Source organism: Ralstonia sp. Ralssp135 (genome assembly GCF_047304345.1).
Lineage (GTDB): Bacteria > Pseudomonadota > Gammaproteobacteria > Burkholderiales > Burkholderiaceae > Ralstonia > Ralstonia chuxiongensis.
Genome location: NZ_JBGLYZ010000019.1, coordinates 1 through 24042, shown reverse-complemented (window position 1 = coordinate 24042; position 24042 = coordinate 1). Strand labels below are relative to the sequence as shown.

Sequence of the window (24042 nt, the reverse complement as noted above, 5' to 3'; positions counted from 1 at the left end):
GTGCCCACCTTGCTAAATTTGCGCAAGAAAATTGCCGAATTAATTGGTGCGGAGCAACAAAAATGAATAAAGTGGAACTCGACAAGATCGACCGCAAGATCCTGGAAGTCCTGCAGAACAACGGCCGCCTCACCAATCTGGAAGTCGCCGAGCGGGTGAATCTGTCGCCCAGCCCGTGTTTGCGACGCATCCGCCGCCTGGAGGAAAGCGGCGTCATCCGCCAATACGCCGCGCTGCTCGACCCGACCAAGATCGGGCTCGGGTTGTCGGCATACATCAACGTGCGGTTGGAAAAGCAGGGCGGTGCGCCCAAAGGGAAAGGCCCGTCCGACAATTTTCGCGCGGCTGTGGCGACGTGGCCGGAGGTGGTCACGTGCTACGCCATGACCGGCGAGATGGACTACCTGCTCAAGGTGTTCGTGGAAGACATGGAGCACTTCGCGCGTTTCATACGCGACCAGCTGCTTGCGCACCCGGCGGTGATCGATGTGAAGAGCAGCTTTGCGCTGGAGCGGATTAAAGATACGACGGCGTTGCCGGTGGTGGTTTGAGATGTTCGCCCGTATCAGGCAGCGTCCGCCATCACAAGATTCGCATCCCGCGCCACCCGCCACTTGCCATCCGCCTCTTTGCGCAGAATCGTCAACGTCTGCCCTGAGCGCCGGGCCACCTTCCCATCCGGCATCGTGATGACGATGTGCAGCGCGTTACGCAGATACGCGATGTCGCCAAACACCTGCACCTCTTGAATATCGCTCGTGCCGTCGACGTGCACGTCCTTCATGCCTTCGGACATCTTGGCGAAGGCTTCCTTGCCGAAAGGCGCCTGGCCGGGCGTGAGAAACAGCACGTCGTCGGTCATCAGGCTGAGCACGGTGGCCAGATCGCCGCTTCTGCTGGCAGCGAGCCAGGTGTCCACTGCGTTGCGAATGGCGCGTTCGTCGTCGGTCATGGCGGTGCAGGTGTCGTTCAAGCGGTGGCCGATCACTCTACACCGCGGGCTCGACCGGCGGTGCCACGCGGCGCTTGATGAAGACGGCCGGGGACAACACCGGGATATGCCGGGCGCGCAGCGTGACCAGCCAATCGCCCACGGCATTTTCGCAGGTGAGGCGAAAGTGGTTCGCGTCGAGCCATTCGACGTCATCCAGCCAGAACGTGTAATACGCCGCGCCGATGGTGCCGGTGCTGATGGCGTGTGAGAGGTCCGGAGCAACGAGTGTGACGGAGACCGCTTCCTCAAACGGGCAGTCGTAGCTGGTGATGAGGACGAAGCCGAGATCGGTCTGGTACTGCCGTAGCAGTTCGTAGCCGGGGATGGTGAGCGTGGGGTGCGGCACGCCGTCGATGATCACGCGCGTGCGCATGGGCCACCGCTCATACGGGCCGCTGTGTTTCTCCAGGGCGAAGCGTTGGAGCGGCTGCATGGCGGCGGCGCGGTAGGCGCGCTATTCCTTGCGCATGCCGCACAGGGCGACCTGCCGCGCGGGGTCGGCGGAATCCTTCCAGCCGGGTTCTTCGCGCTTCTGGTAAGCCTCCATCGTTTGGTAGCCCTTTACGCTCCAAGAGAACTCGCTGTAGCGCGAGACCTCGATGACGGCAAGGCCGCAGCGCTTGCGGTGGTCGTCAATCTTGAAGGCCGCGTGCGGGTGATCGCCCGACAGGTCCTGCTCGATCACCTTGTAGCGCGTTGGGCCGCACTTGAAGAAGCTGGCATTCCACTCGATGGTCTTCGGCCGGACGAACAGCGCGCCGTGGCACGCACGGCCATCGCCGCGGAAGGTTCCGGTCAGGGTATCTGCGGCCATGGCCGATTGCGCGGCCAGCAGCGACACGGCGATGAAGAGGCGACCTACTTGCATGCGGCGGTTCCGATCTTCGGGATGAGCGTGAGCACGTAATCGAATTTCCGGATGTACGCGGCGTCGCCGTGGTTGTACAGCACGGCAATGTTTTGCGTCGTCAAAGGCCGCCAGCCGGCAATCACCTTGCGCATGGCGGCCTTGCGGTATTTGACCACCTGTCCGGGTTTGAGTGTTGCGGCATTCGGATTGAGCGCACGCATTTCCGCCAGGGTTGAGCCTTGTGCGCGGGCGATCTTGTCGAGGCTGTCGCCCGCCTTGACGGTGACCTCATAGACCTTGTCGTCGGTATCGCGCACGCTCCGGACGTCGAACTTCGCCATGCGTGTGAGGAGGTAGCCGATGCCAGCGCGAATGTTCCAAGCTGGCACCGTTCGGGCCAGGCCCGCGTTCAACCGGGTGCGGATGGCCGGAGGGACGATCAGGTCGCTGCCCTCTTCGCCGCGCAGCAGGGTATTCAACCCCGGGTCCCCCAAGTTGCCGATCTGCATCGGCTTGGTCTGCCACGCTTCTGAATCTGCCCCGGTTTCAACCCACACCATCGCCTTGACGATCTGCCAGTCCAGCGGCAGATAACCCGCATTGCCCATCAGGTAGCGGTTGTATTCCCCCACGGCAGACTGGATATCGCAGTCGTAGCCGTTCCAGCGGTCGGGGTGCTGGGTGGAGGTGTTGATGTAATCCTGCCAGCGCTCGAAATCGGTTTTCGGTTTGACCTGGGCCTTCGTGACCATCTGCCCCTCCGTGGTTGCGTGACCTGTGGAGGGGCATGGTAGCCAGCGCACGCCAGCCGCGTGTTAACGGCTGTTTATGTACCTTGCCGGTGGCTGGCGATTGCCCACGGTGGCGCGTCAGCCTTCACTGCTTGGGCGACGAATCGTCCTGCGGGTTGACGTATTTGACGTCCAGCGGCCCCGTGCCATGAATCTGCACCACCGTCGTCGTCCTGGTGAAGGCGTAGTGATGCATGCCTCCGGGCAGGTTGTGGAAACCGCCGGTCTTGAGTGGGTGTGCGGCGCTCATGTCCATGGCGTCGCCGCTGCCCAGGTAGAGCGTGCCCGAGATCACCGTGAGGTTCTCGGTTTGGGTGTGCCAGTGCGGCGGCACCTTGTAGCCGCCCGGCGCTTTCAGGCGGATGACGTAGGGGCCATCTTTGCCGGGGTCGCCGTAAAGCACGGCCAGCTTGGCGCCCCTGGGCAGGCCCGGCGGCGCGTCGACCCACTTCAGGGCGGATGGGTTGATCATCGTCATGTCGCCCATGGCCGCGTCCTGTGCCGCAGCGGGCGTGGCGCCCAGGCAGAGCAGCATGGCCGCTGTCAGCAGTATCAATTGCGCAGATGGTGTCTTCATCGTCGTCTCCTTCTTGCCTCGGCATCGGCTCGCGGGCGACGCAGATGGCCGCCACTGGAGAGCGAGAGGTGCCTCACCCCAATCGTAGGGAAAGCACCCGCGCGGCTGACAAGCACGCAATTGCCCTAGACGGGCTAGTCCGCGACTTCAAACGCAGCCGGGTCGGCCAGCGCCTCCAGCCGATGCGGTGCCGCGGGTTTGACGGCCGCCGCCGTCATCGCTTGCAGCATGAGCCGCTCGCGCACGCTGCTCAGAAAATCAGCGCGGTGGCGGCGCAAGACGAAATCGCGGTAGTTGTCGGCTTCCAGCGCGCGCCACGCCGTCTGGCGGTTGGCTTCAGAGCGCATGCGCGCAGCTTCCAGTTCGGGCGTTTCGATGTGGGCGTTGGCGGCAGTCAACGTGGCATAGCCGTAGCGGGTCATGTCGTCGCGCGCCAGGGTTTCGATGATCGTGATTTCGTCCATCGACAACTGCTGGTGGAATTTGTCGATATTGGCCGTGATGGGCGCAAAACAATTGGACGTCCACAACGCTGACAACCGCGAAATCTGCCGCGCTTCGGCCGAGCGCGAAACATCCAGCATCTGCGGCAGAAAATCGATCTCCAGGAAACTGCATACGCGGCGCAACGTGCTTTCCTGATCGACCAGGAAATCTTCATAGCGGATGGTGCACGTGCGCTCCGGATACTGGGTGATGAGGGCGTTGGCGGCGCGGTGAGCGGCCACCCAGGTCTGCGTGTTCAGCAGCGTGTCGAAGTCGTGGATGATCGCGCGGTTCATTGACGCGACTTGGGCGCGCGGGTCTCGCACCACGTTCAGGAAGCGCATGTCCGGGAAGAGCGTCATCAGTTCAGCGGCGTAGTGCACGCTGTCGAGCGACTTGTCCATGACCACCCGGGCGCCGTGCTGTGCGCCCGCCCGCAGCAGCAGTTCCCACACCACGCGATGCACGCTGCGCGGTTGGTCGCGCAGGGTTTCGAATACCTCCACCGGATCAAACACCATGCCGGGCCATTTCACCATGCTCGCGGCCTGCAGGCCGATCACGTCGGTCACGAGGCGGAAGTAGGCGCGATCGTCCTGCAGGTCGCCGTACAGCGGCACCAGCGGCATGAAGTCGACGATGTGCAGCGGATACGGCGCGTAGAACGCCGGGTTGAAGTTCAGGCGCAGGCGAAGCGCGTGGCTGCCGCAGCGGCGCAGCGGAATCATCAGGACGGGATGGGGAAGGGCGGTCATCGAACGGTCTCCGGTTGACGGGTGTTCAGCCAGGCGGACAAGTGCGCGTGCAGCGCGGCTGTGGCCGCCAGCAGTGGCATGGCGCCGGTATCGAGCTGCAGCGACGGCGCCTCCGGTGCCTCATACGGGGACGAAACGCCGGTGAACTGCGAGATCTGCCCGCCTCGCGCGCGGGCGTATAGCCCCTTTGGGTCGCGCGCCTCGCACACGTCGAGCGTGGTGCAGACGTGCACTTCCACAAACCGGTCTGCGCCGATGATCTCGCGCGCCATCTCGCGATCGGAGCGCAGCGGAGAGATGAACGCCGTCACGACGATCAGGCCGACGTCGTTCATGAGGCGCGCCACCTCGGCGGCGCGGCGCAGGTTTTCCGTACGATCGGCTTCGGTAAAGCCGAGATCGTGGTTCAGGTGGTGGCGCAGGTTGTCGCCGTCGAGCACGGCGCAGCGCTGGCATGTTTCGTACAAGCGCTTTTCCAGCGCATAGGCGAGGGTGGACTTGCCCGCGCCGCTCAAGCCCGTGAGCCACAACGTGAGCGGCGCATGGCCGAACTGATGCGCGCGGGCTTCGTCAGCCACGGAGCCGGCATGCCAGTAGACGTTGCGTGCAGCGGGGCCGGCGCAGGAAGACAGGGCAGATTTCATCGCGGCGTCCTCCGGCTCAGGCCGGCAACAGGGCGGGTTGGTGATAGCCGATGCGCGCTGCGGGGGCTGCGGCTTTCGCCTGGTTTGTCAGCTTGAACACGCTCACCACACCCACCAGTCGGCTCGACTGCTCGCGCATCGATTCCGCCGCTGCGGCCGCTTCTTCAACCAGCGCGGCGTTCTGCTGGGTGACTTCGTCCATCTGCGTGATGGCGCGGTGGATCTGGTCGATGCCGCTGGCCTGCTCGTCGGTCGCGCCCATGATTTCGGTCACGATGGCGGTCACGCGGTGGATGCTGGTCACCACGTCCTGCATGGTGGTGCCGGCTTGCTCCACCAGCGTGTTGCCCGCATCCACGTGGTTGACCGAATCGCTGATCAGCAGCTTGATCTCCTTGGCTGCCGCGGCAGAGCGCTGCGCCAGCCCGCGCACCTCGCTGGCGACCACTGCAAAGCCGCGCCCCTGCTCGCCAGCGCGCGCCGCTTCCACGGCCGCATTGAGCGCGAGGATGTTGGTCTGGAAAGCAATGCTGTCGATCACGCCGATGATCTCGCTCACCTTGCGCGCCGATTCGCTGATCGCGCCCATGGTGTCCACCACGCGTGCCACCACCGCGCCGCCTTGCGTGGCGACCTCGGCAGCCGTGGCGGCGAGCTGGTTGGCGTGCCGCGCGTGATCGGCGTTTTGCTTGACGGTGGCGTTGAGCTCTTCCATCGACGCGGCGCATTCCTCCAGCGCCGAGGCCTGTTCCTGCGTGCGGGTGGACAGATCGAAGTTGCCGGTGGCGATCTGCTCAGATGCCGTGGCCAGTGTGTCGGTGCTCGTATGCACCTGTTCGGCAATCGTCGCGAGGCTGTCGCGCATGCGCTTCATGGCGTGCATGAGGCTTGCCGGATTGTCGTGACGCGTGTCGATGACCACGGCCAGGTTGCCGCCGGCGATCTGAGTGGCAATGTCGGCCACCGTGCCGGGCTCGCCGCCGAGCTTGCGTAGCAGCCCGCGCGTGATGAGGACGCTGGCCGCGAGACTCACCAGGAGCGCCAGCACACTCAGCGACAGCAGCCAGTTGCGGCTGTCGACATAGTTCGACTTGGCCTTGGCGGTGTTTTCGTCGTTGAGCTTTTCTTCAAACGCCTGCAGCTTGCCGAGCAGGTCCCACCAAGCGCGCTGCACGGGGCGGAATTCGAAGCGCAGCACCTTGTACGCGTCTTCCTTGTGGCCGGCGGCAATCAGCGCCTTGACGCGCGTTGCGAACGGCGCGGCCATTTCAGTCTGCTGCCGGATTTGCGCAAGCAGCGTTTTTTCTTCGGTGGTGGTGTCCGGTAACGTGTCGAACATGCGGCCGAGCTTGCGGTCGGCCTCGCTGTACAGGGCCTCCTGCTTTTCAATACGGCTCAGTTCGAGCTGAATTTCGTCATGCTGCTCAAGCAGCACGATATTCCGATAAGCCAATGCCCGTTCAGTGACGCTCGAATACATTTTTGCGGCGAGCTTGGCTTCCACGGCGTTGATTTCCGTGGTGTCTTCCAGCAGCCGCCTAAAATCTGACATGCGCTGCAGGCTGAATGCCATGAGCAGCACGAGCAGCCCCATCGTTACGCCAAAACCCCACGCCAGTTGGGTGGCCACCTTCATTTTCGAGAAGCGCATGATTGTCCCCGTCATAATCGATAACGAATGCACTATCGAGCGGTATGGCGGGAGCTTGAGGGATTTAAATCAAATTACTCAATATGCGTAATGGCACGTCGGACCGGCATCACAAAATAAGGCCGGGAATATCGACGGCGCTTTTTGCAGATATTATTTTATTGAAATGACTTGCATTAAATTGCGAGCAATCCAAAAGCGCCATGCAAAACAAAAACGCCCGGCGGGAACCGGGCGTTTCTTATTGGGCGAAGCAGTTACACAGCGCGCTTTTGCGGCACCAGCGAGCGCCAGAAGCGCTGTCCGAACCGGCGCACATCGCGCAGGTTGCGCTTGAGCATGTAGTCCAGGTCGGCCACTTGTTCGTCGATGGCTTCCGTCAGCAGGCTCATCGTGTCGGCGGGCGGCAATTCGAGGTAGGCATCGGCTTCGCCATAGGCGTACTGCACACGCATCCCTGCCTTCTTGGCGATGTGCATCATGGCTGCATTGCGCGACAGGCAGTGCATGTACAGCGTACGCACCTTGGTGTTCTGGCCATGCATGGCGGCACGTTGGAACAGCGCGCTGCCCACGCCCTTGCCGCGCGCAGATTCCGACACTGACACGCCAAACTCCGCCACGCGCCCTTGCGGGTTGTCGCGCAGGTAGGCGAGGTGGCCCACGCCGGTCAGTTCCAGGCGCTCGTCGTAGACGCCAAAGACCTTGTCGTGGTCGAAATCGATGCTGTCGACGTACGCCTCGATGACGTGATCCCGCACCACCTGGCCGAATCGCAGCAGGCGGTCTTCCTCGCCCAGGGCGAGCAGGTGTTTGAGCAGGCGCGACCGGTGGTGCGCAGCAAGCTCGCGCACCAGCACGGTGGAACGCGGCGCGCCTTGCGCTGCTTCCGTTTTGTCGATGTCGTCCTGGGTGACGACGCCGATGGCCTTGCTCAGTTCGAGCGGGTTCACGACACGGTTCCTGTTCTGATCGCGCGCTTCAGTGGAAGGCAGCGAAGTGATGAATCGGAGGCGCGGATGGCACCTCCGGGGCACTCAATCGGGTGCAACTGAGTGTTGTGCAATGCACCATGCTATTGTAGTGCAATCAGGGTTTCCCCGTAAGTCTGGTGTCAGACTTTCCGCCGGATTTCCCGATAAATCATTGATTTAGCGCATCCGAGCACGGCTTCCAGCGGTGTGGTGCGACAACAACGCAAATGCTGCGTCGCGCAAAAACGAGGGAAGGCACGCTTTTTAGGTGCTGCGCGCGTTACATCGCCCCTCGAAGCGCGGTCCCTGCCCGTAACGCTGCTCAACAATAGCCGTGCGAAGATGCGCCATCAAGACGCCCCAGCCTCCTGATTTTCCATGACGCCCTCGCGCATTCTTGTGATCTACGCGCATCCCGCGCCGCGCCGTTCACGCGCCAACAAGCCGCTCGCGCGTGCGCTGGCCAGCTTGCCTGGCGTGGCCATGCACGACCTTTACTGGCATTACCCCGATTTCGACATCGACGTGCGCGTCGAGCAGGAGGCGGTGGAAGCGGCGGAGCTGATCGTCTTCCAGTTTCCGGTGCAGTGGTATGCCACGCCGTCGCTGCTCAAGGAGTGGATCGACGTGGTTCTGGAGATGGGCTGGGCCTACGGGCCTGGCGGCACGGCGCTGCGCGGCAAGCATCTGATGGTGCTGGCCACTACTGGCGGCCGCGCGCATTCCTACAACCCGGATGGCATCCACGGCCACACGTTCGACATGTTCCTGCTGCCGCTGCAGCAGACCGCCGCGCTGTGCGGCATGCAATGGCAGCCACCGCACGTGCTGCACGATGCCGACGATGTGTCTGCCGATGTCATCAATGCCCATATCGCCCAGGTGCGCGCCGCGCTGCAACCCTGGCTCCTGACCGACGCGGATTCCGCCGCCTGAGGTTTCCGATCTCTTCCTTGCCCATGCAATCGCACGATCTGCTCGTCAATTTCGTCATCTACCTGGCCGCAGCCGTGGCGGCAGTTCCGTTGGCGCGTCGGCTGGGGCTGGGCTCGGTGCTTGGCTATTTGCTGGCCGGGGTGATCGTGGGGCCGTGGGGCTTGCGGCTCATCACCAACGTGCAGTCGATTCTGGACTTCTCGGAATTCGGCGTCGTGCTGATGATGTTTGTGATTGGCCTGGAACTGGAGCCGGCGCGGCTGTGGTCGCTGCGGCGCAGCATCTTCGGTTACGGCGGGCTGCAGATTGTGGTGTGCGCGCTGGCCGTGGGGCTGGCGGTCATGGCGGTGGGCCATCCGTGGCGCGCGGCTGTGGTGGCGGGGCTGGGGCTGGCGCTGTCGTCCACGGCGATTGCGCTGGCCACGCTTTCCGAGCGCAACCTCATGCGCACGCCCGCTGGCACGGCAAGCTTCGGCATTCTGCTGTTCCAGGACATCGCGGCCATCCCGATGATTGCGCTGCTGCCGCTCCTGGCGACCGATGCAAGCGACGCGTCCGGCGGCCATAGCTGGGTGGCGGCGGCCAAGGCGGTGGGCGTGGTGGCGGCCGTGATCTTTGGCGGGCGCACGGTGTTGCGGCCGGTGCTGCGCGCCATTGCCCGTACCAACATGCGCGAGATGTTCACCTCGTTCTCGCTGCTGCTGGTGGTGGGCATTGCGCTGCTGATGCACAGCGTGGGCCTGTCGATGGCGCTGGGCGCCTTCATTGCCGGGGTGCTGCTGGCCGATTCCGAATACCGTCACGCGCTCGAAACCGACATCGAGCCGTTCAAAGGCCTGCTGCTGGGCCTGTTCTTCCTGGCCGTCGGCATGTCGATCGACTTTGGCGTACTGATGCGCCAGCCGGTCGCCGTGATCGGGCTGGTTGCGGTGTTCCTGGCGGTCAAGATTGGCGCGCTGCGCCTGCTGGCCACACGCTTTGGCATTGCGCGCGGGCAGGCGTGGCTGTTTGCGTTCCTGCTCTCGCAGGGCGGTGAATTTGCGTTCGTGGTATTCGGCCCCGGCGTCGCCGGCAATGTGCTCGGGGCGGAGACGGCCGCTGCGCTCAACCTCGTGGTGGCGCTGTCGATGGCCGCGACGCCATTGCTGCTGCTCCTGCACGACAAAGTGCTGGTACCGCGCCTGATGGACGGCAAGAAGCGCGCGCCCGACGCCATCGAGCCCCAGGACAACCAGGTCATCATTGCGGGCTTCGGCCGTTTTGGGCAGATTGTCGGCCGCATGCTCTACAGCCAGGGCTATAGCGCCACCGTGCTCGATCACGATCCGGACCAGATCGACATGCTGCGCCGCTTCGGCTTCAAGGTCTTCTACGGCGACGCCACGCGCATGGACCTGCTGGAAACCGCCGGCGCCGACAAGGCCAGCATGATGGTCGTCGCCATCGATGACATGGAAACCAACCTGGAAGTGGTCGACCGTGTGCGCGAGCGCTTTCCGCATCTGAAGCTGTATGTGCGGGCGCGCAACGTGTCACACGTGTACCAACTGCGCGACCGCGGCGTGGAAGTAATCGAGCGCGAGATGTTCGAGGGCTCGCTCATGCTCAGCCGCCGTGTGCTGGAGGGGCTGGGCAAGGAGCCGTACGAAGCGCACCGCATCGCGCAGACGTTCCGCCGCCACACGCTCAACTCAATGGAGCAGGTCTACCCGGTTTACCGCGACCAGAAGAAGCTTGTGTCACTTGCACAGCAGGGGCGCGACGAACTGGCGGAAATGTTTCAGCGCGACCGCACCCAGCGCAAGCGCCTGCGCGAATCCGGCATGCCATGGGGCGAAGGCGACGTCCATAGCGACGTGGAAGGCACGCAGCCCGATACCGATCTCGCCAACGAGGCCGACGGCAGTGACGCCGAAACCCCGATCGATTGTCCCGCGCGCGCAGGCCTGCGCCGAGACGGCTGACTCGCGCTTGTTACGACCGCGTTTTAGGCGCAAGCAGCGCGAACAAATAGAAAGGAGCGCTTTCGGCGCTCCTCGGGGCAGATCCAGGTTTTGGGCGGCACTTACACGGCCACGCTCACATTGCGACGTAGCTCGCAGGTGCTGAGCGAATCGGCCTCGCCGCGCAGCAGCAACTGGCCGTTGCCGACCAGTTCGCGGCAGCGCCAGAAGACGAACCAGTCGCTGGCGAGCAGCCCGTCGATGGCGCCCATGATGCTGCCGACCACGTCGCGGGCGCTGGCCCAGTCGGTGGGAACGTGCTCCAGGATCACTTCATCCACCGTGCCGTACGACACCGGTACCAGCGTGTTGCCTTTCCACAGCCGCGTATCGGCGTTCTCGCGCACGGTCTGCTGCCATTCGTAGGCCAGGCGGCCGATGCGCAGCACCGACACCGGCGCGATGGTCGAAAACCGCCGCGCCAGCCGGGCGCCCGAGTACATGCCGATGGTCGTCAGCGGGCCTTGACCGTTGGGCGCCTCAAGTTCGCGCACATCCATGCCGACTTCATTGATGCGCTGGGGCGCTTGGTGCAGGTGGAACGCTACCCGGCGCAGCATGAGCTGGTCCGACGCGCTTTGGCCGTGCCAGATGGCGACTTCGGTAGTGGCATCGCGCAGATCGGCGAGCGACGCAAGTGCGTCGCGCATCTCGGCGGCGAAGTCGATATTGCTGTTGGGCGCCACGCGCTGCCAAAAGCCGGAGCGCGCCATGGCGACGCTATCGACGTCGACCAGCGGCCCGACGGCGAGATCGTCGCGCAGTACGACTACGGAATCGGGGCGGCCAGCCTGTGCGAGCGCCTGCTTGAGCGTGGCGCCGGCAACATCGCCGTTGACGACATGGATGTATTGCATGGCAGCAATTGTAGCGAGAGTGTCAGCCCGGCGCTTTCGTTTTACGCATCTCTATCAGTATTCCTTTGCGCGGTGTCATGCGTCTATCCAAAGGGGGGATAGCCCTCGGGCAACGCTCAGGTGGGCGTGCGAAAATCGCCGTTTTGTTGCAGACCATAACTAAGAACAGGTGAGGAAACATTCATGAGAGCCCCGTTGTTGCCCAAGGGCATGCGCCCGGCACTGCTCGCCGTCATCGCAATGGTGGGTGTGCTGGCTGCCGGCCATGCCGCCGCCGTGCCGCCGGCTGAAATCTACAAGCGCGCCCAGCAGGAAAAACCGGCGCTGATCGACACCATGAAGACATTGGTCTCGATCGAATCGGGCAGCAAGGATATCGAAGGCCTGGACAAGATTGCCGGCGTGATCGCCGAGCGCCTGCGCGGCATGGGCGGCGACGTGAAGCTCATCGACCCCAGCGACCACGCCTACCGCATGGCCGACACGCCCGAGAAGATCGGCAAGATGGTGCTTGCGCGCTTCAAGGGCGAGGGCAAGCGCAACATCATGCTGATCGCGCACATGGATACCGTGTACTTGAAGGGCATGCTTGCGCACCAGCCATTCCGCATCGACGGTGAGCGCGCCTACGGCCTGGGCATTGCCGACGACAAGAACGGCGTGGCGGTCATCCTGCACACGGTATCGATTCTGCAGGCCGTCAACTTCAAGCAGTACGGCACGCTCACGGTGCTGATCAACGGCGATGAAGAGATCAGCTCGCCGGGCGCGCGGGCCATGCAGGCCAAGTTGGGCGCCGAGCAGGACGCCGTGTTCTCGTGCGAAGGCACGCGCGTGACCTCCGACAAGCTGTCGCTCGCCACCAGCGGCATCGGCGCGATCCTGCTGGATGTGAAAGGCAAGGCTTCGCACGCGGGCGGCGCGCCGGAGCAGGGCCGCAACGCGCTGTACGAGCTGTCGCACCAGGTGCTGCAGATGCGCGATCTGTCCAAGCCCGAAACCGGCCTGAAGGTGAACTGGACGGTGGCGCAGGCGGGTACCAACCGCAACGTGATCCCGGCCGTGGCCAGCGCCCAGGCCGATGTGCGTCTGCTGCGCGCGGCCGACGCCGACAAGCTGGAAGAAACGGTCAACGAGCGCATCAAGAACAAGCTGATTCCGGATACGCAGGTCTCGGCCCGGTTCGAGCGCCGCCGCCCGCCGCTGGAAGCCACGCCGGCGTCGCGCGCGCTGGCCGAACACGCCCAGAAGATCTACGGCGAACTCGGCAAGACGCTGGAGATTGACGACAAGGCCGAAGGCGGCGGCACCGATGCCGCGTTTGCCGCCTCGAAAACCAAGGCGCCCGTGATCGAGCGCTTCGGTCTGGCGAGCTTCGGCGCGCACTCGAATGACGCCGAATATGTCGACCTGAATTCCATCGTGCCGCGCCTGTACCTGCTAACGCGCATGGTCATGGATGTGTCGCGCGATCGCGTCGGCCCGGCCAGGTAGCCGCACTGCAACGCGGCGCGTAAGCCTTACACGCGCCGCAGCAATTCCCCTCCGCGAAGCCGCTGCTCAGCGACTCCCCAACGCCCGGGTGCCGGGTATTCCGCTTGCTTTCCCCTGACGCATGTCCCCAGCTACGGCCGCCACCGGCCGGTGGAGCGTGCGCCATGTCCGAACATCCCTTTCCAGCATCGAATGACCCCGCCGACGAACCGGATGGGTCACCCGCGCGCCCGAGCCGGCGCGGCTTTCTGCAGGGCGCGGCAGCTGCGGCGTCGGCGTTTGCGCTGCCGCACGAGTCGGCCGGCGCGGGCACTTCTGCGTCGGCCCCGGCACGTCCTGCCGCGTTGGCGCCTGCGCGGCCGGTATCGCTCAATATCAACGGCAAGCCGTATGCGTTGTCGCTCGAGCCGCGTGTGACGTTGCTCGATGCGCTGCGCGAAGTGCTGGGTCTGACAGGCACCAAGAAAGGCTGCGACCGTGGCCAGTGCGGCGCGTGCACCGTCCTCGTGAACGGCCGGCGCGTCAACAGTTGCCTGACGCTGGCGATCATGCACGAGGGCGACACCATCACCACCGTCGAAGGGTTGGCGCACGCGCAAGACGGCCTGGTCGACCGCGCGGCGCTGCATCCGGTGCAGGCCGCGTTTCTCGAGCACGACGCTTTTCAGTGCGGATATTGCACGCCGGGGCAGATCTGCTCGGCGGTGGCGGTGCTGGAGGAGGCGCGCCACGGTATGCCCAGCACGGTCACGTCGCCCGCGGCACTGGGCAATGAAGGCCCCGTCGCGCTGACCGAAGATGAAATACGCGAACGCATGAGCGGCAACATCTGCCGCTGCGGTGCGTACCCCAACATCGTGGCGGCGATTCGCGTGGTGGCTGCCAAGTCTGGCAACGCTGCCTGAGGAGTCGCCATGCAATCGATTGCCTATGACCGTGCGTCCTCCGTCGAAGCTGCCGTGCGCCTGGGCCATGAGCCAGGCGCGCGTTATATCGGCGGCGGCACGAACCTGCTGGACCTGATGAAGGGGGGCGTCGAGCAGCCCCAGCGGCTGGTGGACATAAGCCGCCTGCCGCTGGCGCAGATTCGCGCGTTGCCTGACGGTGGCCTGCGCCTGGGCGCGATGGCGCGCAATGCCGATACGGCGGCGCATCCGCTGGTGCGCTCGCGGTATCCGCTGCTGAGCGAAGCGATTGTGTCGGGCGCGTCGGGCCAGTTGCGCAACATGGCCACCAACGGCGGCAACCTGATGCAGCGCACGCGCTGCCATTACTTCTACGACACGGCGTACCCGGAGTGCAACAAGCGGCAGCCCGGCTCCGGCTGTGCGGCGCGCGAGGGCTTCAACCGTATGCACGCCATCCTGGGTGCGAGCGATGCGTGCGTGGCGACGCAACCGTCGGACATGGCCGTCGCGCTCGCCGCGCTGGATGCCACGGTGGTTGTGCACGGCATGCACGGTGAGCGGCGTATCCCGATCGAAGCGTTCCATCGATTGCCGGAAGCGCACCCCGAAATCGACACGACACTCGGACCCGGCGAGCTGATCGTCGCTATCGACTTGCCGCCGCCAGTGTTCGGCACGCAGGTGCATTACCTGAAGGTGCGCGACCGCGCGAGCTATGCGTTTGCGCTGGTGTCGGTGGCGGCGGCGCTGGCGTTGCAGACGGATGGGCGGACGATCCGGGAGGCGCGGATTGCGCTGGGCGGCGTGGCACACAAGCCTTGGCGCGCGCATGCGGCAGAGCAGATGCTGGTGGGACAGGTGCTGGACGCGCAGTTGTTTGCCCAGGCCGGTGCGTTGGCCGTGCAGGGCGCACAGCCGCTGCGCGACAACGGCTTCAAGGTGCCGCTCGCACAGCGGGCGGTGGCACGCGCGCTGACGGTGGCTTCCAATCCCATCAATCCCACCAATCCCACCAATCCCACCAATCCGACTGGGGGTGTGGCATGAGCAACGTGGGGCAACCGCTGGACCGCACAGACGGTCTGCTCAAAGTCACGGGCCAGGCGCGCTACTCCGCCGAGTTCCAGGTGCCGCGCCTGGCGCATGCCGTGCTGGTACAAAGCACAGTGCCCGCCGGACGCATCACGCGGGTCGATACGCACGTCGCGCAGGCCATGCCCGGCGTGCTGCTGGTGATGACGCACGAGAACGCCCCGCGCCTGCCCAACGGCGGCAAGCCGGCGCTGGAACCACCGGCCGGACGCGCTCTTTCTTTGCTGCAGGACGATCAGGTGCACTACAACGGCCAGCCCATTGCGCTGGTGGTGGGCGACACGCTGGAACACGCCCAGGCTGCAGCCCGCATGGTTCGCGTGGAGGTTGCCCAGCAGCCCGCGCGGCTCGATTTCGAAACCGCCCGCACCGATGCGCACTCGCCCGGCAAGGTGCAGACGCAATCGGCCGACACCGCGCGCGGCGACATGGCCGCCGGCATGGCCCAGGCGGCGCAGCGCGTCGAGGCCGTCTACGGGACGCCCATGGAGACGCACAACCCCATGGAGCCGCACGCCACCACCGCGGTGTGGGAGGGCGATTCGCTCACGCTGTACGACAGCACGCAATACGTCTCGGGCGTGCGCCGCACCGTTGCCAAGACGCTCGGCTTGTCGCCCGACAAGCTGCGTGTGGTGTGCCCGTTCGTGGGCGGCGGATTCGGCTGCAAGGGCTCGGTGTGGTCGCACGTGGTGCTGGCGGCGATGGCCGCGCGCCAGGCGGGGCGGCCCGTCAAGCTGGTGCTGGAACGCCCGCAGATGTTCGGCCCGGTCGGCGGGCGTCCTCGCACCGAGCAGCGCATCGCCTTGGGCGCCGCCAGCGACGGCCGCTTCACCGCCATCTCGCATGACTCGCTGACCACCACGTCGATGATCGAAGACTGGACCGAGCCGTGCGCCATCGTTACCCGCATGCTTTACGACACGCCCAACCAGCGGACCACGCATCGGCTCGTGCGGCTCAACGTCGGCACGCCGACGTTCATGCGCGCGCCGGGCGAAGCCACCGGCACGTTCGCACTGGAAGTGGCGCTGGATGAGATGGCCTACGCGCTCGGCATCGATCCGGTGGAGCTGCGTCTGCGCAACGACGCCGCGCAAGACCCGGAAAAACGCATCCCGTGGTCGAGCAAATCGCTGGCCGCGTGCTACCGCTCTGGTGCCGAGCGCTTCGGCTGGGCGCGCCGCAACCCGCAGCCGGGCAGCATGCGCGAGGGCAACACACGCATCGGTTGGGGCATGGCCACGGCCACGTACCCTGCCAACCGCAGCGCGGCCGGCGCCACCGCGCGCTACCTGCCCGACGGCACGGCGCAGGTCGAATCCGGCTCGCAGGATCTGGGCACCGGCACCTACACGGTGATGACGCAGGTGGCGGCGGATGCCATGGGCATGCCCGTCGACCGCGTGCATTTCAGCCTGGGCGATACGCGCATGCCTGAGGCGCCGGTGTCGGGCGGCTCGCAGAGTGTGGCCAGCGTATCGCCCGCCGTGCAGGCCGCCGGCGCGCAGGTTCGCGATGCGTTGATTGCCGCAGCCATTGCCGATGCCAGCTCGCCGCTGCATGGCGTGGCCGCAAGCGACATCACCGTGGCCGACGGCTTTTTGAGTGCCCGCGGCGGTGCGCGTGAGCCCGTGGCCGCCGTGGTCGCGCGCTACGGCCGCCCCATCGAGGTGACCGCCAAGGTGGCGCCGGGCGAAGAAAAGCAGAAGTACTCAATGCACTCGTTCGGCGCGGTGTTTGCCGAGGTGCACGTTGATGCTGACCTGGGCGTGATCCGCGTCTCGCGCATCGTGGCGAGCTACGGCGTGGGGCGGTTGCTCAACGCCAAGACCGGCCGCAGCCAGCTCATGGGCGGCATCGTCTGGGGCATGGGCATGGCGCTGTTCGAAGAGAGCCTGTTCGCCCCGCGCTACGGCCGCATCGTCAACAACAACCTGGCGGAGTACCACGTACCAGTCAACGCCGATGTGCCCGACATCGACATCCTCGTGCTGGACGAGGCGGACCCGCACATCAACCCGCTGGGCGCCAAGGGCATTGGCGAGATCGGCATCACAGGCGTGCCGGCGGCCATCGCCAACGCGGTCTATCACGCCACCGGCCGGCGCGTGCGCGAACTGCCGATCACGCTCGACAAGCTCATCTGAGCGCGCATGAAAAAGCCCCGCTGGCGCATCACCAGCGGGGCCAGAGTGGGCCAAGAGGCGGAAAACGGAGGATGCCTGGAGACCGGCCCGTAATTGATCAATGCGCGACGAACGCGGTGAATGCCGATCAGCGCATCAATTCGGAACCGGGTATCCATAGACCGTACCGCCGCCGTCGCGGGAGCGGCCGGCCGGGTCGCTGCGCATGCCGTCCGAATACGGATCGAAGCGGCCGCTGCGTGCGCCTTCTGTATACGTGTCGAAGCGTCCGGTGCGAGCACCGTCGCTATAGACGTCAAACCGCTCGGCCCGCGCATTCTGGCCGAACACTTCCACGCGGCTGGCCTGCGCCCAAGCGCTGCCAGCCGCGAGGGCCCCGACCGCCAACATGGCGGCCAACCCCATTTGCTTGAGTCGCATGGCGAACTCCTTCTTCAACTGATTTTCGGCTTTGTTTGTGGTCATTTGATGTCCTGCCACGGTGTACAGCCTAGGTCAGGGGGCATGCCGTATCCACGGTGGTGCGACGAACGGTTTGTTGTCGGCGCCGAAATGATGCAAGTCAGCGTGAACCGCGCTGAATATCGCGCCAATGGCGTAACGCCCCGGGCAATCCCCCAACCTTTTTGTCTAATCAAGAGAGCGGTTCAAAGCCAGCGGTCCGCCTTGGTGCACCACAGCAGGGCGCGATGCGCTGGCAAGCCTTGCCGTAGGCCGATTTGGTGCAGTGCATTAAGAGCGATGCGCGCGTACCACACTTGGTAGAACGATTCCGTGAATTACTTTGCCGGGCATATGGGCTTTTGTTAAATTTGCGCGGCACTTCCGACACGGAAGTTAAGGAAACGGAGGAGCCCAACCTCATGCACACGGGGTCGGGCGGTTTGAGACAACTCTTTTATTACGAGCCCACATGAAAAAGTCTGCCATTCTGGTTGCAGTTGGCGCCCTGTTCGCAGGTTCTGCCTACGCCCAATCGAGCGTGACGCTGTACGGTATTGTCGATACCAGCATTCACTACATCAACAACGCCAACCAAGCTGGCAACAGCGTGACCCAGATGGAAAGCGGTGCTGTGTCGAACAGCCGCTGGGGCCTGAAGGGCTCGGAAGACCTGGGCGGCGGCAACAAGGCACTGTTCGTGCTGGAAAGCGGCTTCAACTCGGATTCGGGCAAGATGAGCAGCTCGGGTACGCTGTTCAACCGTCAATCGTTCGTGGGCCTGTCCAACAAGGACCTGGGCACCATCACGCTGGGCCGTCAATACAACTTCGGCTTCACGACCGGCGGCAACTTCGACCCGCTGGGCGTGGGTAACTACGACGGCAACTCGTGGATGTACTACGGCCTGACCGGTCTGCGTGAATCCAACATGCTGAAGTACGAAGGCAAGTGGAACGGCCTGTCGGTCGGCTTGGCCTACGGCTTTGGCGAAGTGGCTGGCGCTGCAAGCCAGAACTCGTACGTTGGCGGCACGGTGGCCTACGAATTCGGCCCGGCCTACATCGGCGCCTTCGCACAACAGCACAAGGACGTTGCTGGCAACAAGCAAACCGTGTGGGGTATCGGCGGTAACTACACGATCGCTGCAGCCAAGCTGTTCGCAGGCTACATCGACAGCAGCGACGCCACGGGTTGCGTGAACAGCTCGGCAAACTGCGTCGGCGGCAGCGCTTTCGGCCTGAACATCTACGGCAACGCCACCTCGGGCGCTGGCCTGACCCCGGGCGCCACGAAGCGTCGTGACCACGTCGGCATCCTGGGCGTGACGTACAACGTCACCCCGGCGCTGGCTCTGACGGGCGCGTTCTACTACGACAGCATCAAGAACGCTGCTCTGACCGCCGGCAACGACGGCAAGCGCTACACCGGCGTTCTGCTGGCTGAGTACGCCCTGTCCAAGCGCACGCAAGTGTATGGCACGGTCGACTACAACAAGGTCAAGGACGCGGCTCTGCCGGAACTGTCGGGTGGCGGCAACGCAACCGGCACCGGCAAGTCGAACCAGACCAGCGTTGGCGTGGGTATCCGCCACATCTTCTAATCGACGCTGTCACTCGATTGGGAACGGAAAAGGCGCCTTCGGGCGCCTTTTCTTTTGCCTGCAGTTTTTGTACGTCGTCGGACAAGGCTGCCTGGGCATCCGCCTACAATGCTGGTTCCTGTTTCGTTCTTCTGACATTGCGCCATGACTTCCGCACGTACTGCCCGCCGCCGTCTGATTGCCTCTGCCGTGCTGCTGTGCGCCGGCCTGCCGCTGCTTGCTGCCGTGCCTGCGCAAGCGCAGGACTATCCGGCCAAGCCGATCCGCATCATCGTCGCGTACCCGACCGGTGGCATTTCCGACAACGTGGCGCGTGCGCTGGGCGAAAAGCTGTCGGCGCAATTGGGGCAGCCGGTGGTCGTGGAAAACCGCGCCGGTGCCGGCGGCAGCATCGGCATGGACGCCGTGGCCAAGGCGGCGCCAGATGGCTACACGCTGGGCTTTTCGTCGGTCAGCCCGCTCACGCTCAATCCGCATTTCAGCAAGCTGCCGTATGACCCGCAGAAAGACATCGCGCCCGTGGCCAATGTCATGTACGCCCCGATGATCCTGCTGGGCACGCCGGCGTTCACAGGCAAGAGTTTTGCCGACATGCTGAGCCAGTCGCGCACCAAGCCGGGCTCGATCCGCTGGTCGACATCTGGCCTGGGTACCGTGGGGCATCTTGCGCTGGAGCAGATCAAGTCGCAGGCGCATGTGGACATCACGCTCATCCCGTACAAAGGCGGTGGCCAGCAATTGACGGATGCGCTGGGCGGCCAGGTGGAGGTCATGTCGACCAACGTTGGCCCCACGCTGATGCAACACATCGCGAGTGGCAAGCTGCGCCCGCTTGCGGTGGGCGCGCCGCACCGGCTCGATACGCTGCCGAACGTGCCGACCTTCACCGAACTGGGTTACGCCAAGGCCAACATGGCGTCGACCTTTGGTGTGTTCGCGCCGGCCAAGACGCCTGCGCCCGTGATTGCCCGACTGAACGCAGAGATCAACAAAGCGCTGGCTGCGCCCGATCTGCGCGATCGCCTCACGCAGGCAGCCGTGGTGCCGGCCGGCGGCACCGCCGAACAGTTTGCCGCTGCCATCCGCGCGGAATACGACAGCAACGGCCGCATCGTCCGCGCCGCAGGCATCAAGGAACAGTGAACCGGCTTACGCCGTGAAGCGGTACCCGACGCCGACTTCGGTCAGCAGATGCTCGGGCCGCGCCGGATCGCGTTCCAACTTGTGGCGCAGGTGGCCCATATAGATGCGCAGATAGTGGCTGCTGTCGGAATGCGCCGGGCCCCAGACTTCGCGCAGCAGTTCGCGGTGCGTCATCACGGTGCCGCGGCGGCCAAGCAGCACAGCCAGCAGCCGGTATTCGATGGGTGTGAGATGCACGGCTTGGCCATTGCGGCTGACCAGGCGGCGCGCCAAGTCGACTTCCACCTCGCCGAAGCGGATGATGCTGCCGCCGTCTTCGCCACGCTTGGCGTGGCGCCGCAGCAGCACGCGCAGGCGCGCAATCAGCTCGCCCACGCCAAACGGCTTCGTCAGGTAATCGTCTGCGCCGGCATCGAGCGCGTCGATCTTGTCGCGCTCATCCACCCGAGCCGAAAGCACGAGCACCGGCACTTCCGTCCAGGTGCGCAACTCGCGAATCAACTGCATGCCATCGCCATCGGGCAGGCCGAGATCGAGGATCACCGCATCCGGCTGACGCGTGCCCGCTTCGATCAGGCCGCGCTCGACGCGGTCGGCTTCATGGACTTCGCAGCCTTCCTCCTCCAGCGCAGCGCGGACGAAGCGTCGGATGTGCGGTTCGTCGTCGATGACGAGGACGGTGGGTGTGAATGTGAACGGCATGGCACGCATTGTAGAGGGCGCGCCCATAAAAAAACGGACCCCGAAGGGTCCGTTTTGCTTGCGTGCGATACCGCTTCGCTCAAGCCTTCTTTGCCCAGGCGCTGCACCAGCCCTTGTTGGCGACGTCCTTGCCGGCAAACAGCGGGCAACCGCCTTGCGCAGCCGTACCGCCCTGGTACAGGGCGCAGTTGCCGCAATGCTGATCCGGCGTGTGCTTCGGGAACTTGGCTTTGTCGGCCTTGGCGCTGTCAGCCACGTAGCCCAGCGCCTTGGCTTGCGGGTCGGTTTCCGCCACCATCGGTGCAGCCAGTGCCAGGTCCGACATCGACATGACGGCGCCTGCGGCGGCCACGATGGGAATGCTCTTCAGGAATTGACGACGATTGGACATGCTGATTCCTTTTGTGGGAGTGTGTTGTGTGGCGTCCCGTGCCGCCCGTGCAATGCTCAGGCTCACCCTAGGGGACAGCGGACGGCGTCGGCGCGCCATTTACCCGCTCGTGCATTCTGGCACAGCAATCGGCCGGCAGCATCTGCGTACGGTCAATGTTCCGCATACCTGAGTGCAGCAATCGGTTGCTTTCGTGGCCTTTGATCCACACCACGCAATGCTGGGGATGCACCGTGTGGTCGAGGAATGCCGCCGTCAGCGCAATCGCAGTCGCCCAAATGGCTGGTCAACCCGGTGGCAATTTGCCGCAGACGCGTGGGTGCTTACGCCAGCAGACCTTGTAGCGCCTTTAAGAATGCGTCGCATTCATCATCGGTGCCGACCGTGATGCGCAGATGCTGGTCGATGCGCGGAAGCTTGAAATGGCGCACGAAGATGGCTTGCTCTTTCAGCCGTGCTGCCAGCGTTGCCGCGTCGTGGGCTGGATGCCGTGCGAACACAAAGTTCGCCATCGACGGCACGACCTCGAACCCCAGCGACTGAAGCGATTGCGTCAGCCGCGCGCGGCTCGTCATCACGCGCGCGCACGTAGCGCGAAAGTACGCATCGTCTTCGTATGCCGCTTGGGCAGCCGCCTGCGCAAGGCGATCCAGCGGATACGAATTGAAGCTGTCCTTCACGCGATTGAGCGCTTCGATGAGCGCCGAATGCCCGAACGCAAAGCCCACGCGCATGCCGGCCAGCGAGCGCGACTTCGACGTCGTGTGCACAACGAGCAGATTCGGATAGCGATCGATGAGCGCAATGGCGGACTCCGCGCCGAAATCCACATACGCCTCATCCACCACGACGACCGAAGACGGATTCGCGGCGACGATCCGTTCGATCTCCGTCAGCGGCAACGCGTGGCCGGTCGGCGCGTTCGGATTCGGGAACAGCACGCCGCCTGCGTCGCCAAGATAGTCATCGGCGCGGATGGAGAAGTCGTCCGCCAGCGGCACCACTTCGCACTGCACGCCGTAAAGCCGCGCGTAGGTCGGGTAGAAACTGTACGAAATGTCCGGGAAGCGCAGCGGCTTGTCGTGTTTGAGCAGCGCCTGGAAGACATGCGCCAGCACTTCGTCCGACCCGTTGCCCGCAAAGACTTGCTCAGGCTTGAGGCCGACCTGCGCGGCCACCGTCTCGCGCAGCCGGCGCGACAGCGGATCGGGGTAGCGGCGCAGGTTCTCGCCCGTCTCCCCCAGCTCCGCAGAGACTGCGGCCACCACGCGCGGCGACGGTGGGTACGGGTTTTCGTTGGTGTTCAGCTTGATGGGCCGCGCGATGGCTGGCTGCTCGCCCGGGACGTAGGGCACAAGTTGCTGAACGATATCGCTCCAGTAACGGCTCACAGCTCGACTCCTGATGAGGTGACTATTTTCTAAGCATGCCCGCAGCGCGATCGATGAATCGAAAAAGGCTGGGAAGCTGAATAAGGTTCGGGAATAGGCAGGCCTGCACGTTGCGGCAGAAGCGCGGTTCTGGCGTCGGAAAACCGTACAAGTAGCGTAAATCTTTGATTTTTTGGCGCGCCCGGCTGGGATCGAACCAGCAACCCCTGCCTTCGGAGGGCAGTACTCTATCCATTGAGCTACGGGCGCATATCGGCACAGAACGCACCGAAAGAGAAGCCCCGCAGGATAGCGCATTTGGGCGCAAGCGTCCATCGCGCGCCCGGGAACCCCTGGGTACGAGGCCTGCTGCTGCAACGTTTCGTTGGGTTTTTGACGCAGGTCGAAAAGCGGCGCCTAGGGCTGTCCCGCGTGTCAAAGGCCAAAGCATTACGGATATAATCGCGCGTTATTTGCCAGAAGAAAGACGGGGACAGGTCTGTCTGGGCCGACGCGGCGATTGAATCGCCATGGTCTTCCTGCCCTCATCGCGATCCAATGCGGCCCCCACGCCTGCCGGCGATGCTCGTGACCTTGCCGGCGGCGCTCTGAGGGCTCCAAGAGCGGTTTCACCATCCTGAGAGTTGAGCATGAGCGACGCGCAACACGACGAACACGAGCCTCTGATCAAGACCCCCAAGCAGCTGATCATCGCGGTGATCGCCGCCTTTGTCGTTCCGATTCTCATCATCATCCTGCTGGCCAATTACGTCGGCCTGGGTGCCAGAGAGGGTGCCGGCGGTTCAGGCATGTCGGAAGAGGCGGTCAACGATCGCATCAAGCCCGTTGCGCAACTCGAACTGAAAGACCCGAACGCACCGCACGTTTTCAAGACGGGCGAGCAGCTCTACAAGGAAGTCTGCGCGACTTGTCACGCGGCAGGCGTGGCTGGTGCGCCCAAGTTCGGCGACGCGGCAAGCTGGGGTCCGCGCCTGCCGCAGGGCCTGGATGGCCTGACGAAGGTGGCGCTGGCCGGCAAGGGCGGCATGCCCGCGCGCGGCGGCACGTCGCCGGATGATGTGAGCGACTACGAAATCGAACGCGCCATCGTGTACATGGCCAACTCCGCTGGCGGCAAGCTGCAGGAACCGCCTGCACCGGCGGGCGCGGGTGCGGCCCCGGCTGCAGCATCGGCATCGGAAGCATCGGCTCCGGCGGCCGCCCCCGCTC

The 24042-nt window shown here is 64.5% G+C and carries 24 protein-coding genes and 1 tRNA gene; 10 read left to right on the top strand and 15 right to left on the bottom strand.

From position 1 onward, the window contains the following. The first annotated feature begins 62 nt into the window (after nt 1-62). Nucleotides 63-551 carry an Lrp/AsnC family transcriptional regulator gene (locus ACCD03_RS14445; RefSeq protein WP_024977367.1) on the top strand — a complete coding sequence of 163 codons (489 nt, stop codon included), beginning with the start codon at nt 63-65 and terminating at the stop codon, nt 549-551. Between the two features lie 14 nt (nt 552-565). Here ACCD03_RS14445 and ACCD03_RS14440 read toward each other — a convergent pair whose 3' ends face one another. The 9 genes from ACCD03_RS14440 to ACCD03_RS14400 form a co-directional block, all read right to left on the bottom strand. Next, nucleotides 566-952 carry an SgcJ/EcaC family oxidoreductase gene (locus ACCD03_RS14440; protein ID WP_413412108.1) on the bottom strand — a complete coding sequence of 129 codons (387 nt, stop codon included), beginning with the start codon at nt 950-952 and terminating at the stop codon, nt 566-568. Between the two features lie 37 nt (nt 953-989). Further along, nucleotides 990-1427, bottom strand: coding sequence for a hypothetical protein (locus ACCD03_RS14435; RefSeq protein ID WP_413412107.1), 438 nt, complete (start codon nt 1425-1427; stop codon nt 990-992). A gap of 21 nt (nt 1428-1448) precedes the next feature. Further along, a complete protein-coding gene (locus ACCD03_RS14430) occupies nt 1449-1862 on the bottom strand; it encodes a hypothetical protein (RefSeq protein ID WP_413412106.1) in 414 nt (137 codons plus the stop codon). Continuing rightward, on the bottom strand, nt 1853-2596 hold the full coding sequence (locus tag ACCD03_RS14425) for a LysM domain-containing protein (protein WP_325648760.1): 744 nt from the start codon (nt 2594-2596) through the stop codon (nt 1853-1855). The genes ACCD03_RS14430 and ACCD03_RS14425 overlap by 10 nt, the downstream gene beginning before the upstream one ends. A gap of 124 nt (nt 2597-2720) precedes the next feature. Then, the gene (locus ACCD03_RS14420; RefSeq protein ID WP_325648761.1) at nt 2721-3212 is read right to left on the bottom strand and encodes a cupin domain-containing protein; all 492 of its coding nucleotides are present in this window, start codon (nt 3210-3212) and stop codon (nt 2721-2723) included. A gap of 134 nt (nt 3213-3346) precedes the next feature. After that, nucleotides 3347-4453: a sulfotransferase family protein gene (locus tag ACCD03_RS14415; protein ID WP_413412105.1), complete on the bottom strand. Its 1107-nt coding sequence runs from the start codon at nt 4451-4453 to the stop codon at nt 3347-3349. Then, nucleotides 4450-5097, bottom strand: coding sequence for an adenylyl-sulfate kinase (cysC, locus tag ACCD03_RS14410; RefSeq protein WP_413412104.1), 648 nt, complete (start codon nt 5095-5097; stop codon nt 4450-4452). The genes ACCD03_RS14415 and cysC overlap by 4 nt, the downstream gene beginning before the upstream one ends. 16 nt (nt 5098-5113) lie before the next feature. Further along, complete coding sequence (locus ACCD03_RS14405; protein ID WP_413412103.1) at nt 5114-6748, bottom strand: methyl-accepting chemotaxis protein; 1635 nt, start codon at nt 6746-6748, stop codon at nt 5114-5116. A 257-nt stretch (nt 6749-7005) separates the two neighbouring features. Further along, a complete protein-coding gene (locus ACCD03_RS14400; RefSeq protein WP_045206650.1) occupies nt 7006-7701 on the bottom strand; it encodes a GNAT family N-acetyltransferase in 696 nt (231 codons plus the stop codon). A 399-nt stretch (nt 7702-8100) separates the two neighbouring features. On the opposite strand from ACCD03_RS14400, the gene ACCD03_RS14395 reads away from it, so the two are divergent. Together ACCD03_RS14395 and kefC are read left to right on the top strand one after the other, a co-directional pair. After that, the gene (locus tag ACCD03_RS14395) at nt 8101-8658 is read left to right on the top strand and encodes an NAD(P)H-dependent oxidoreductase (RefSeq protein WP_325648768.1); all 558 of its coding nucleotides are present in this window, start codon (nt 8101-8103) and stop codon (nt 8656-8658) included. A 23-nt stretch (nt 8659-8681) separates the two neighbouring features. Next, complete coding sequence (gene kefC / locus ACCD03_RS14390) at nt 8682-10622, top strand: glutathione-regulated potassium-efflux system protein KefC (protein ID WP_325648770.1); 1941 nt, start codon at nt 8682-8684, stop codon at nt 10620-10622. Nucleotides 10623-10723: 101 nt separating this feature from the next. Here kefC and ACCD03_RS14385 read toward each other — a convergent pair whose 3' ends face one another. Beyond that, on the bottom strand, nt 10724-11518 hold the full coding sequence (locus tag ACCD03_RS14385; RefSeq protein ID WP_024977378.1) for a DUF1835 domain-containing protein: 795 nt from the start codon (nt 11516-11518) through the stop codon (nt 10724-10726). Nucleotides 11519-11701: 183 nt separating this feature from the next. On the opposite strand from ACCD03_RS14385, the gene ACCD03_RS14380 reads away from it, so the two are divergent. From ACCD03_RS14380 to ACCD03_RS14365, 4 genes are all read left to right on the top strand, one after another. Beyond that, nucleotides 11702-13012, top strand: coding sequence for a M20/M25/M40 family metallo-hydrolase (locus tag ACCD03_RS14380; protein WP_325648772.1), 1311 nt, complete (start codon nt 11702-11704; stop codon nt 13010-13012). 164 nt (nt 13013-13176) lie between these two features. Beyond that, nucleotides 13177-13917 carry a 2Fe-2S iron-sulfur cluster-binding protein gene (locus tag ACCD03_RS14375; RefSeq protein WP_325648774.1) on the top strand — a complete coding sequence of 247 codons (741 nt, stop codon included), beginning with the start codon at nt 13177-13179 and terminating at the stop codon, nt 13915-13917. Between the two features lie 9 nt (nt 13918-13926). After that, nucleotides 13927-14967 (top strand): FAD binding domain-containing protein, encoded by a 1041-nt coding sequence (locus tag ACCD03_RS14370; protein WP_413412102.1) that lies wholly within the window; start codon nt 13927-13929, stop codon nt 14965-14967. Then, entirely contained in the window at nt 14964-17162 is a 2199-nt protein-coding gene (locus ACCD03_RS14365) for a xanthine dehydrogenase family protein molybdopterin-binding subunit (protein WP_413412101.1), read from the top strand. The genes ACCD03_RS14370 and ACCD03_RS14365 overlap by 4 nt, the downstream gene beginning before the upstream one ends. A 135-nt stretch (nt 17163-17297) precedes the next feature. On the opposite strand, the gene ACCD03_RS14360 is transcribed toward ACCD03_RS14365, so the two are convergent. After that, on the bottom strand, nt 17298-17582 hold the full coding sequence (locus ACCD03_RS14360) for a hypothetical protein (protein WP_024977383.1): 285 nt from the start codon (nt 17580-17582) through the stop codon (nt 17298-17300). 493 nt (nt 17583-18075) lie between these two features. Here ACCD03_RS14360 and ACCD03_RS14355 point away from each other — a divergent pair, with 493 nt between their 5' ends. Beyond that, the gene (locus ACCD03_RS14355) at nt 18076-19206 is read left to right on the top strand and encodes a porin (RefSeq protein WP_253542132.1); all 1131 of its coding nucleotides are present in this window, start codon (nt 18076-18078) and stop codon (nt 19204-19206) included. Nucleotides 19207-19350: 144 nt separating this feature from the next. After that, nucleotides 19351-20349, top strand: a complete 999-nt coding sequence (locus ACCD03_RS14350; RefSeq protein WP_325650003.1) for a tripartite tricarboxylate transporter substrate binding protein — start codon at nt 19351-19353, stop codon at nt 20347-20349. Between the two features lie 6 nt (nt 20350-20355). Here the strand turns inward: ACCD03_RS14350 and kdpE are convergent, their stop codons facing one another. The 4 genes from kdpE to ACCD03_RS14330 form a co-directional block, all read right to left on the bottom strand. Continuing rightward, the gene (kdpE, locus tag ACCD03_RS14345) at nt 20356-21060 is read right to left on the bottom strand and encodes a two-component system response regulator KdpE (protein ID WP_253542126.1); all 705 of its coding nucleotides are present in this window, start codon (nt 21058-21060) and stop codon (nt 20356-20358) included. Between the two features lie 70 nt (nt 21061-21130). Beyond that, a complete protein-coding gene (locus tag ACCD03_RS14340; RefSeq protein WP_024977387.1) occupies nt 21131-21442 on the bottom strand; it encodes a high-potential iron-sulfur protein in 312 nt (103 codons plus the stop codon). Between the two features lie 323 nt (nt 21443-21765). Then, the gene (gene hisC / locus ACCD03_RS14335; protein ID WP_413412100.1) at nt 21766-22833 is read right to left on the bottom strand and encodes a histidinol-phosphate transaminase; all 1068 of its coding nucleotides are present in this window, start codon (nt 22831-22833) and stop codon (nt 21766-21768) included. Between the two features lie 173 nt (nt 22834-23006). After that, nucleotides 23007-23082, bottom strand: a tRNA-Arg gene (locus ACCD03_RS14330). 380 nt (nt 23083-23462) lie between these two features. Between ACCD03_RS14330 and ACCD03_RS14325 the strand changes: the two genes are divergently transcribed. Beyond that, a partial coding sequence (locus ACCD03_RS14325) for a c-type cytochrome (protein WP_413412099.1) occupies nt 23463-24042 on the top strand: 580 nt, incomplete at its 3' end.

What these genes read in the sequence shown, in the direction of transcription:
- ACCD03_RS14380 (WP_325648772.1), top strand. Translation starts at nt 11,702, where the DNA reads ATGAGAGCCCCGTTGTTGCCCAAGGGCATGCGCCCGGCACTGCTCGCC.
- ACCD03_RS14355 (WP_253542132.1), top strand. Translation starts at nt 18,076, where the DNA reads ATGAAAAAGTCTGCCATTCTGGTTGCAGTTGGCGCCCTGTTCGCAGGT.
- ACCD03_RS14370 (WP_413412102.1), top strand. Translation starts at nt 13,927, where the DNA reads ATGCAATCGATTGCCTATGACCGTGCGTCCTCCGTCGAAGCTGCCGTG.
- kefC (WP_325648770.1), top strand. Translation starts at nt 8,682, where the DNA reads ATGCAATCGCACGATCTGCTCGTCAATTTCGTCATCTACCTGGCCGCA.
- ACCD03_RS14445 (WP_024977367.1), top strand. Translation starts at nt 63, where the DNA reads ATGAATAAAGTGGAACTCGACAAGATCGACCGCAAGATCCTGGAAGTC.
- ACCD03_RS14340 (WP_024977387.1), bottom strand. Translation starts at nt 21,442, where the DNA reads ATGTCCAATCGTCGTCAATTCCTGAAGAGCATTCCCATCGTGGCCGCC.
- ACCD03_RS14350 (WP_325650003.1), top strand. Translation starts at nt 19,351, where the DNA reads ATGACTTCCGCACGTACTGCCCGCCGCCGTCTGATTGCCTCTGCCGTG.
- ACCD03_RS14395 (WP_325648768.1), top strand. Translation starts at nt 8,101, where the DNA reads ATGACGCCCTCGCGCATTCTTGTGATCTACGCGCATCCCGCGCCGCGC.
- ACCD03_RS14415 (WP_413412105.1), bottom strand. Translation starts at nt 4,453, where the DNA reads ATGACCGCCCTTCCCCATCCCGTCCTGATGATTCCGCTGCGCCGCTGC.
- ACCD03_RS14360 (WP_024977383.1), bottom strand. Translation starts at nt 17,582, where the DNA reads ATGCGACTCAAGCAAATGGGGTTGGCCGCCATGTTGGCGGTCGGGGCC.
- ACCD03_RS14425 (WP_325648760.1), bottom strand. Translation starts at nt 2,596, where the DNA reads ATGGTCACGAAGGCCCAGGTCAAACCGAAAACCGATTTCGAGCGCTGG.
- ACCD03_RS14440 (WP_413412108.1), bottom strand. Translation starts at nt 952, where the DNA reads ATGACCGACGACGAACGCGCCATTCGCAACGCAGTGGACACCTGGCTC.
- ACCD03_RS14430 (WP_413412106.1), bottom strand. Translation starts at nt 1,862, where the DNA reads ATGCAAGTAGGTCGCCTCTTCATCGCCGTGTCGCTGCTGGCCGCGCAA.
- ACCD03_RS14385 (WP_024977378.1), bottom strand. Translation starts at nt 11,518, where the DNA reads ATGCAATACATCCATGTCGTCAACGGCGATGTTGCCGGCGCCACGCTC.
- ACCD03_RS14405 (WP_413412103.1), bottom strand. Translation starts at nt 6,748, where the DNA reads ATGCGCTTCTCGAAAATGAAGGTGGCCACCCAACTGGCGTGGGGTTTT.
- ACCD03_RS14365 (WP_413412101.1), top strand. Translation starts at nt 14,964, where the DNA reads ATGAGCAACGTGGGGCAACCGCTGGACCGCACAGACGGTCTGCTCAAA.
- cysC (WP_413412104.1), bottom strand. Translation starts at nt 5,097, where the DNA reads ATGAAATCTGCCCTGTCTTCCTGCGCCGGCCCCGCTGCACGCAACGTC.
- ACCD03_RS14375 (WP_325648774.1), top strand. Translation starts at nt 13,177, where the DNA reads ATGTCCGAACATCCCTTTCCAGCATCGAATGACCCCGCCGACGAACCG.
- kdpE (WP_253542126.1), bottom strand. Translation starts at nt 21,060, where the DNA reads ATGCGTGCCATGCCGTTCACATTCACACCCACCGTCCTCGTCATCGAC.
- ACCD03_RS14435 (WP_413412107.1), bottom strand. Translation starts at nt 1,427, where the DNA reads ATGCAGCCGCTCCAACGCTTCGCCCTGGAGAAACACAGCGGCCCGTAT.
- ACCD03_RS14420 (WP_325648761.1), bottom strand. Translation starts at nt 3,212, where the DNA reads ATGAAGACACCATCTGCGCAATTGATACTGCTGACAGCGGCCATGCTG.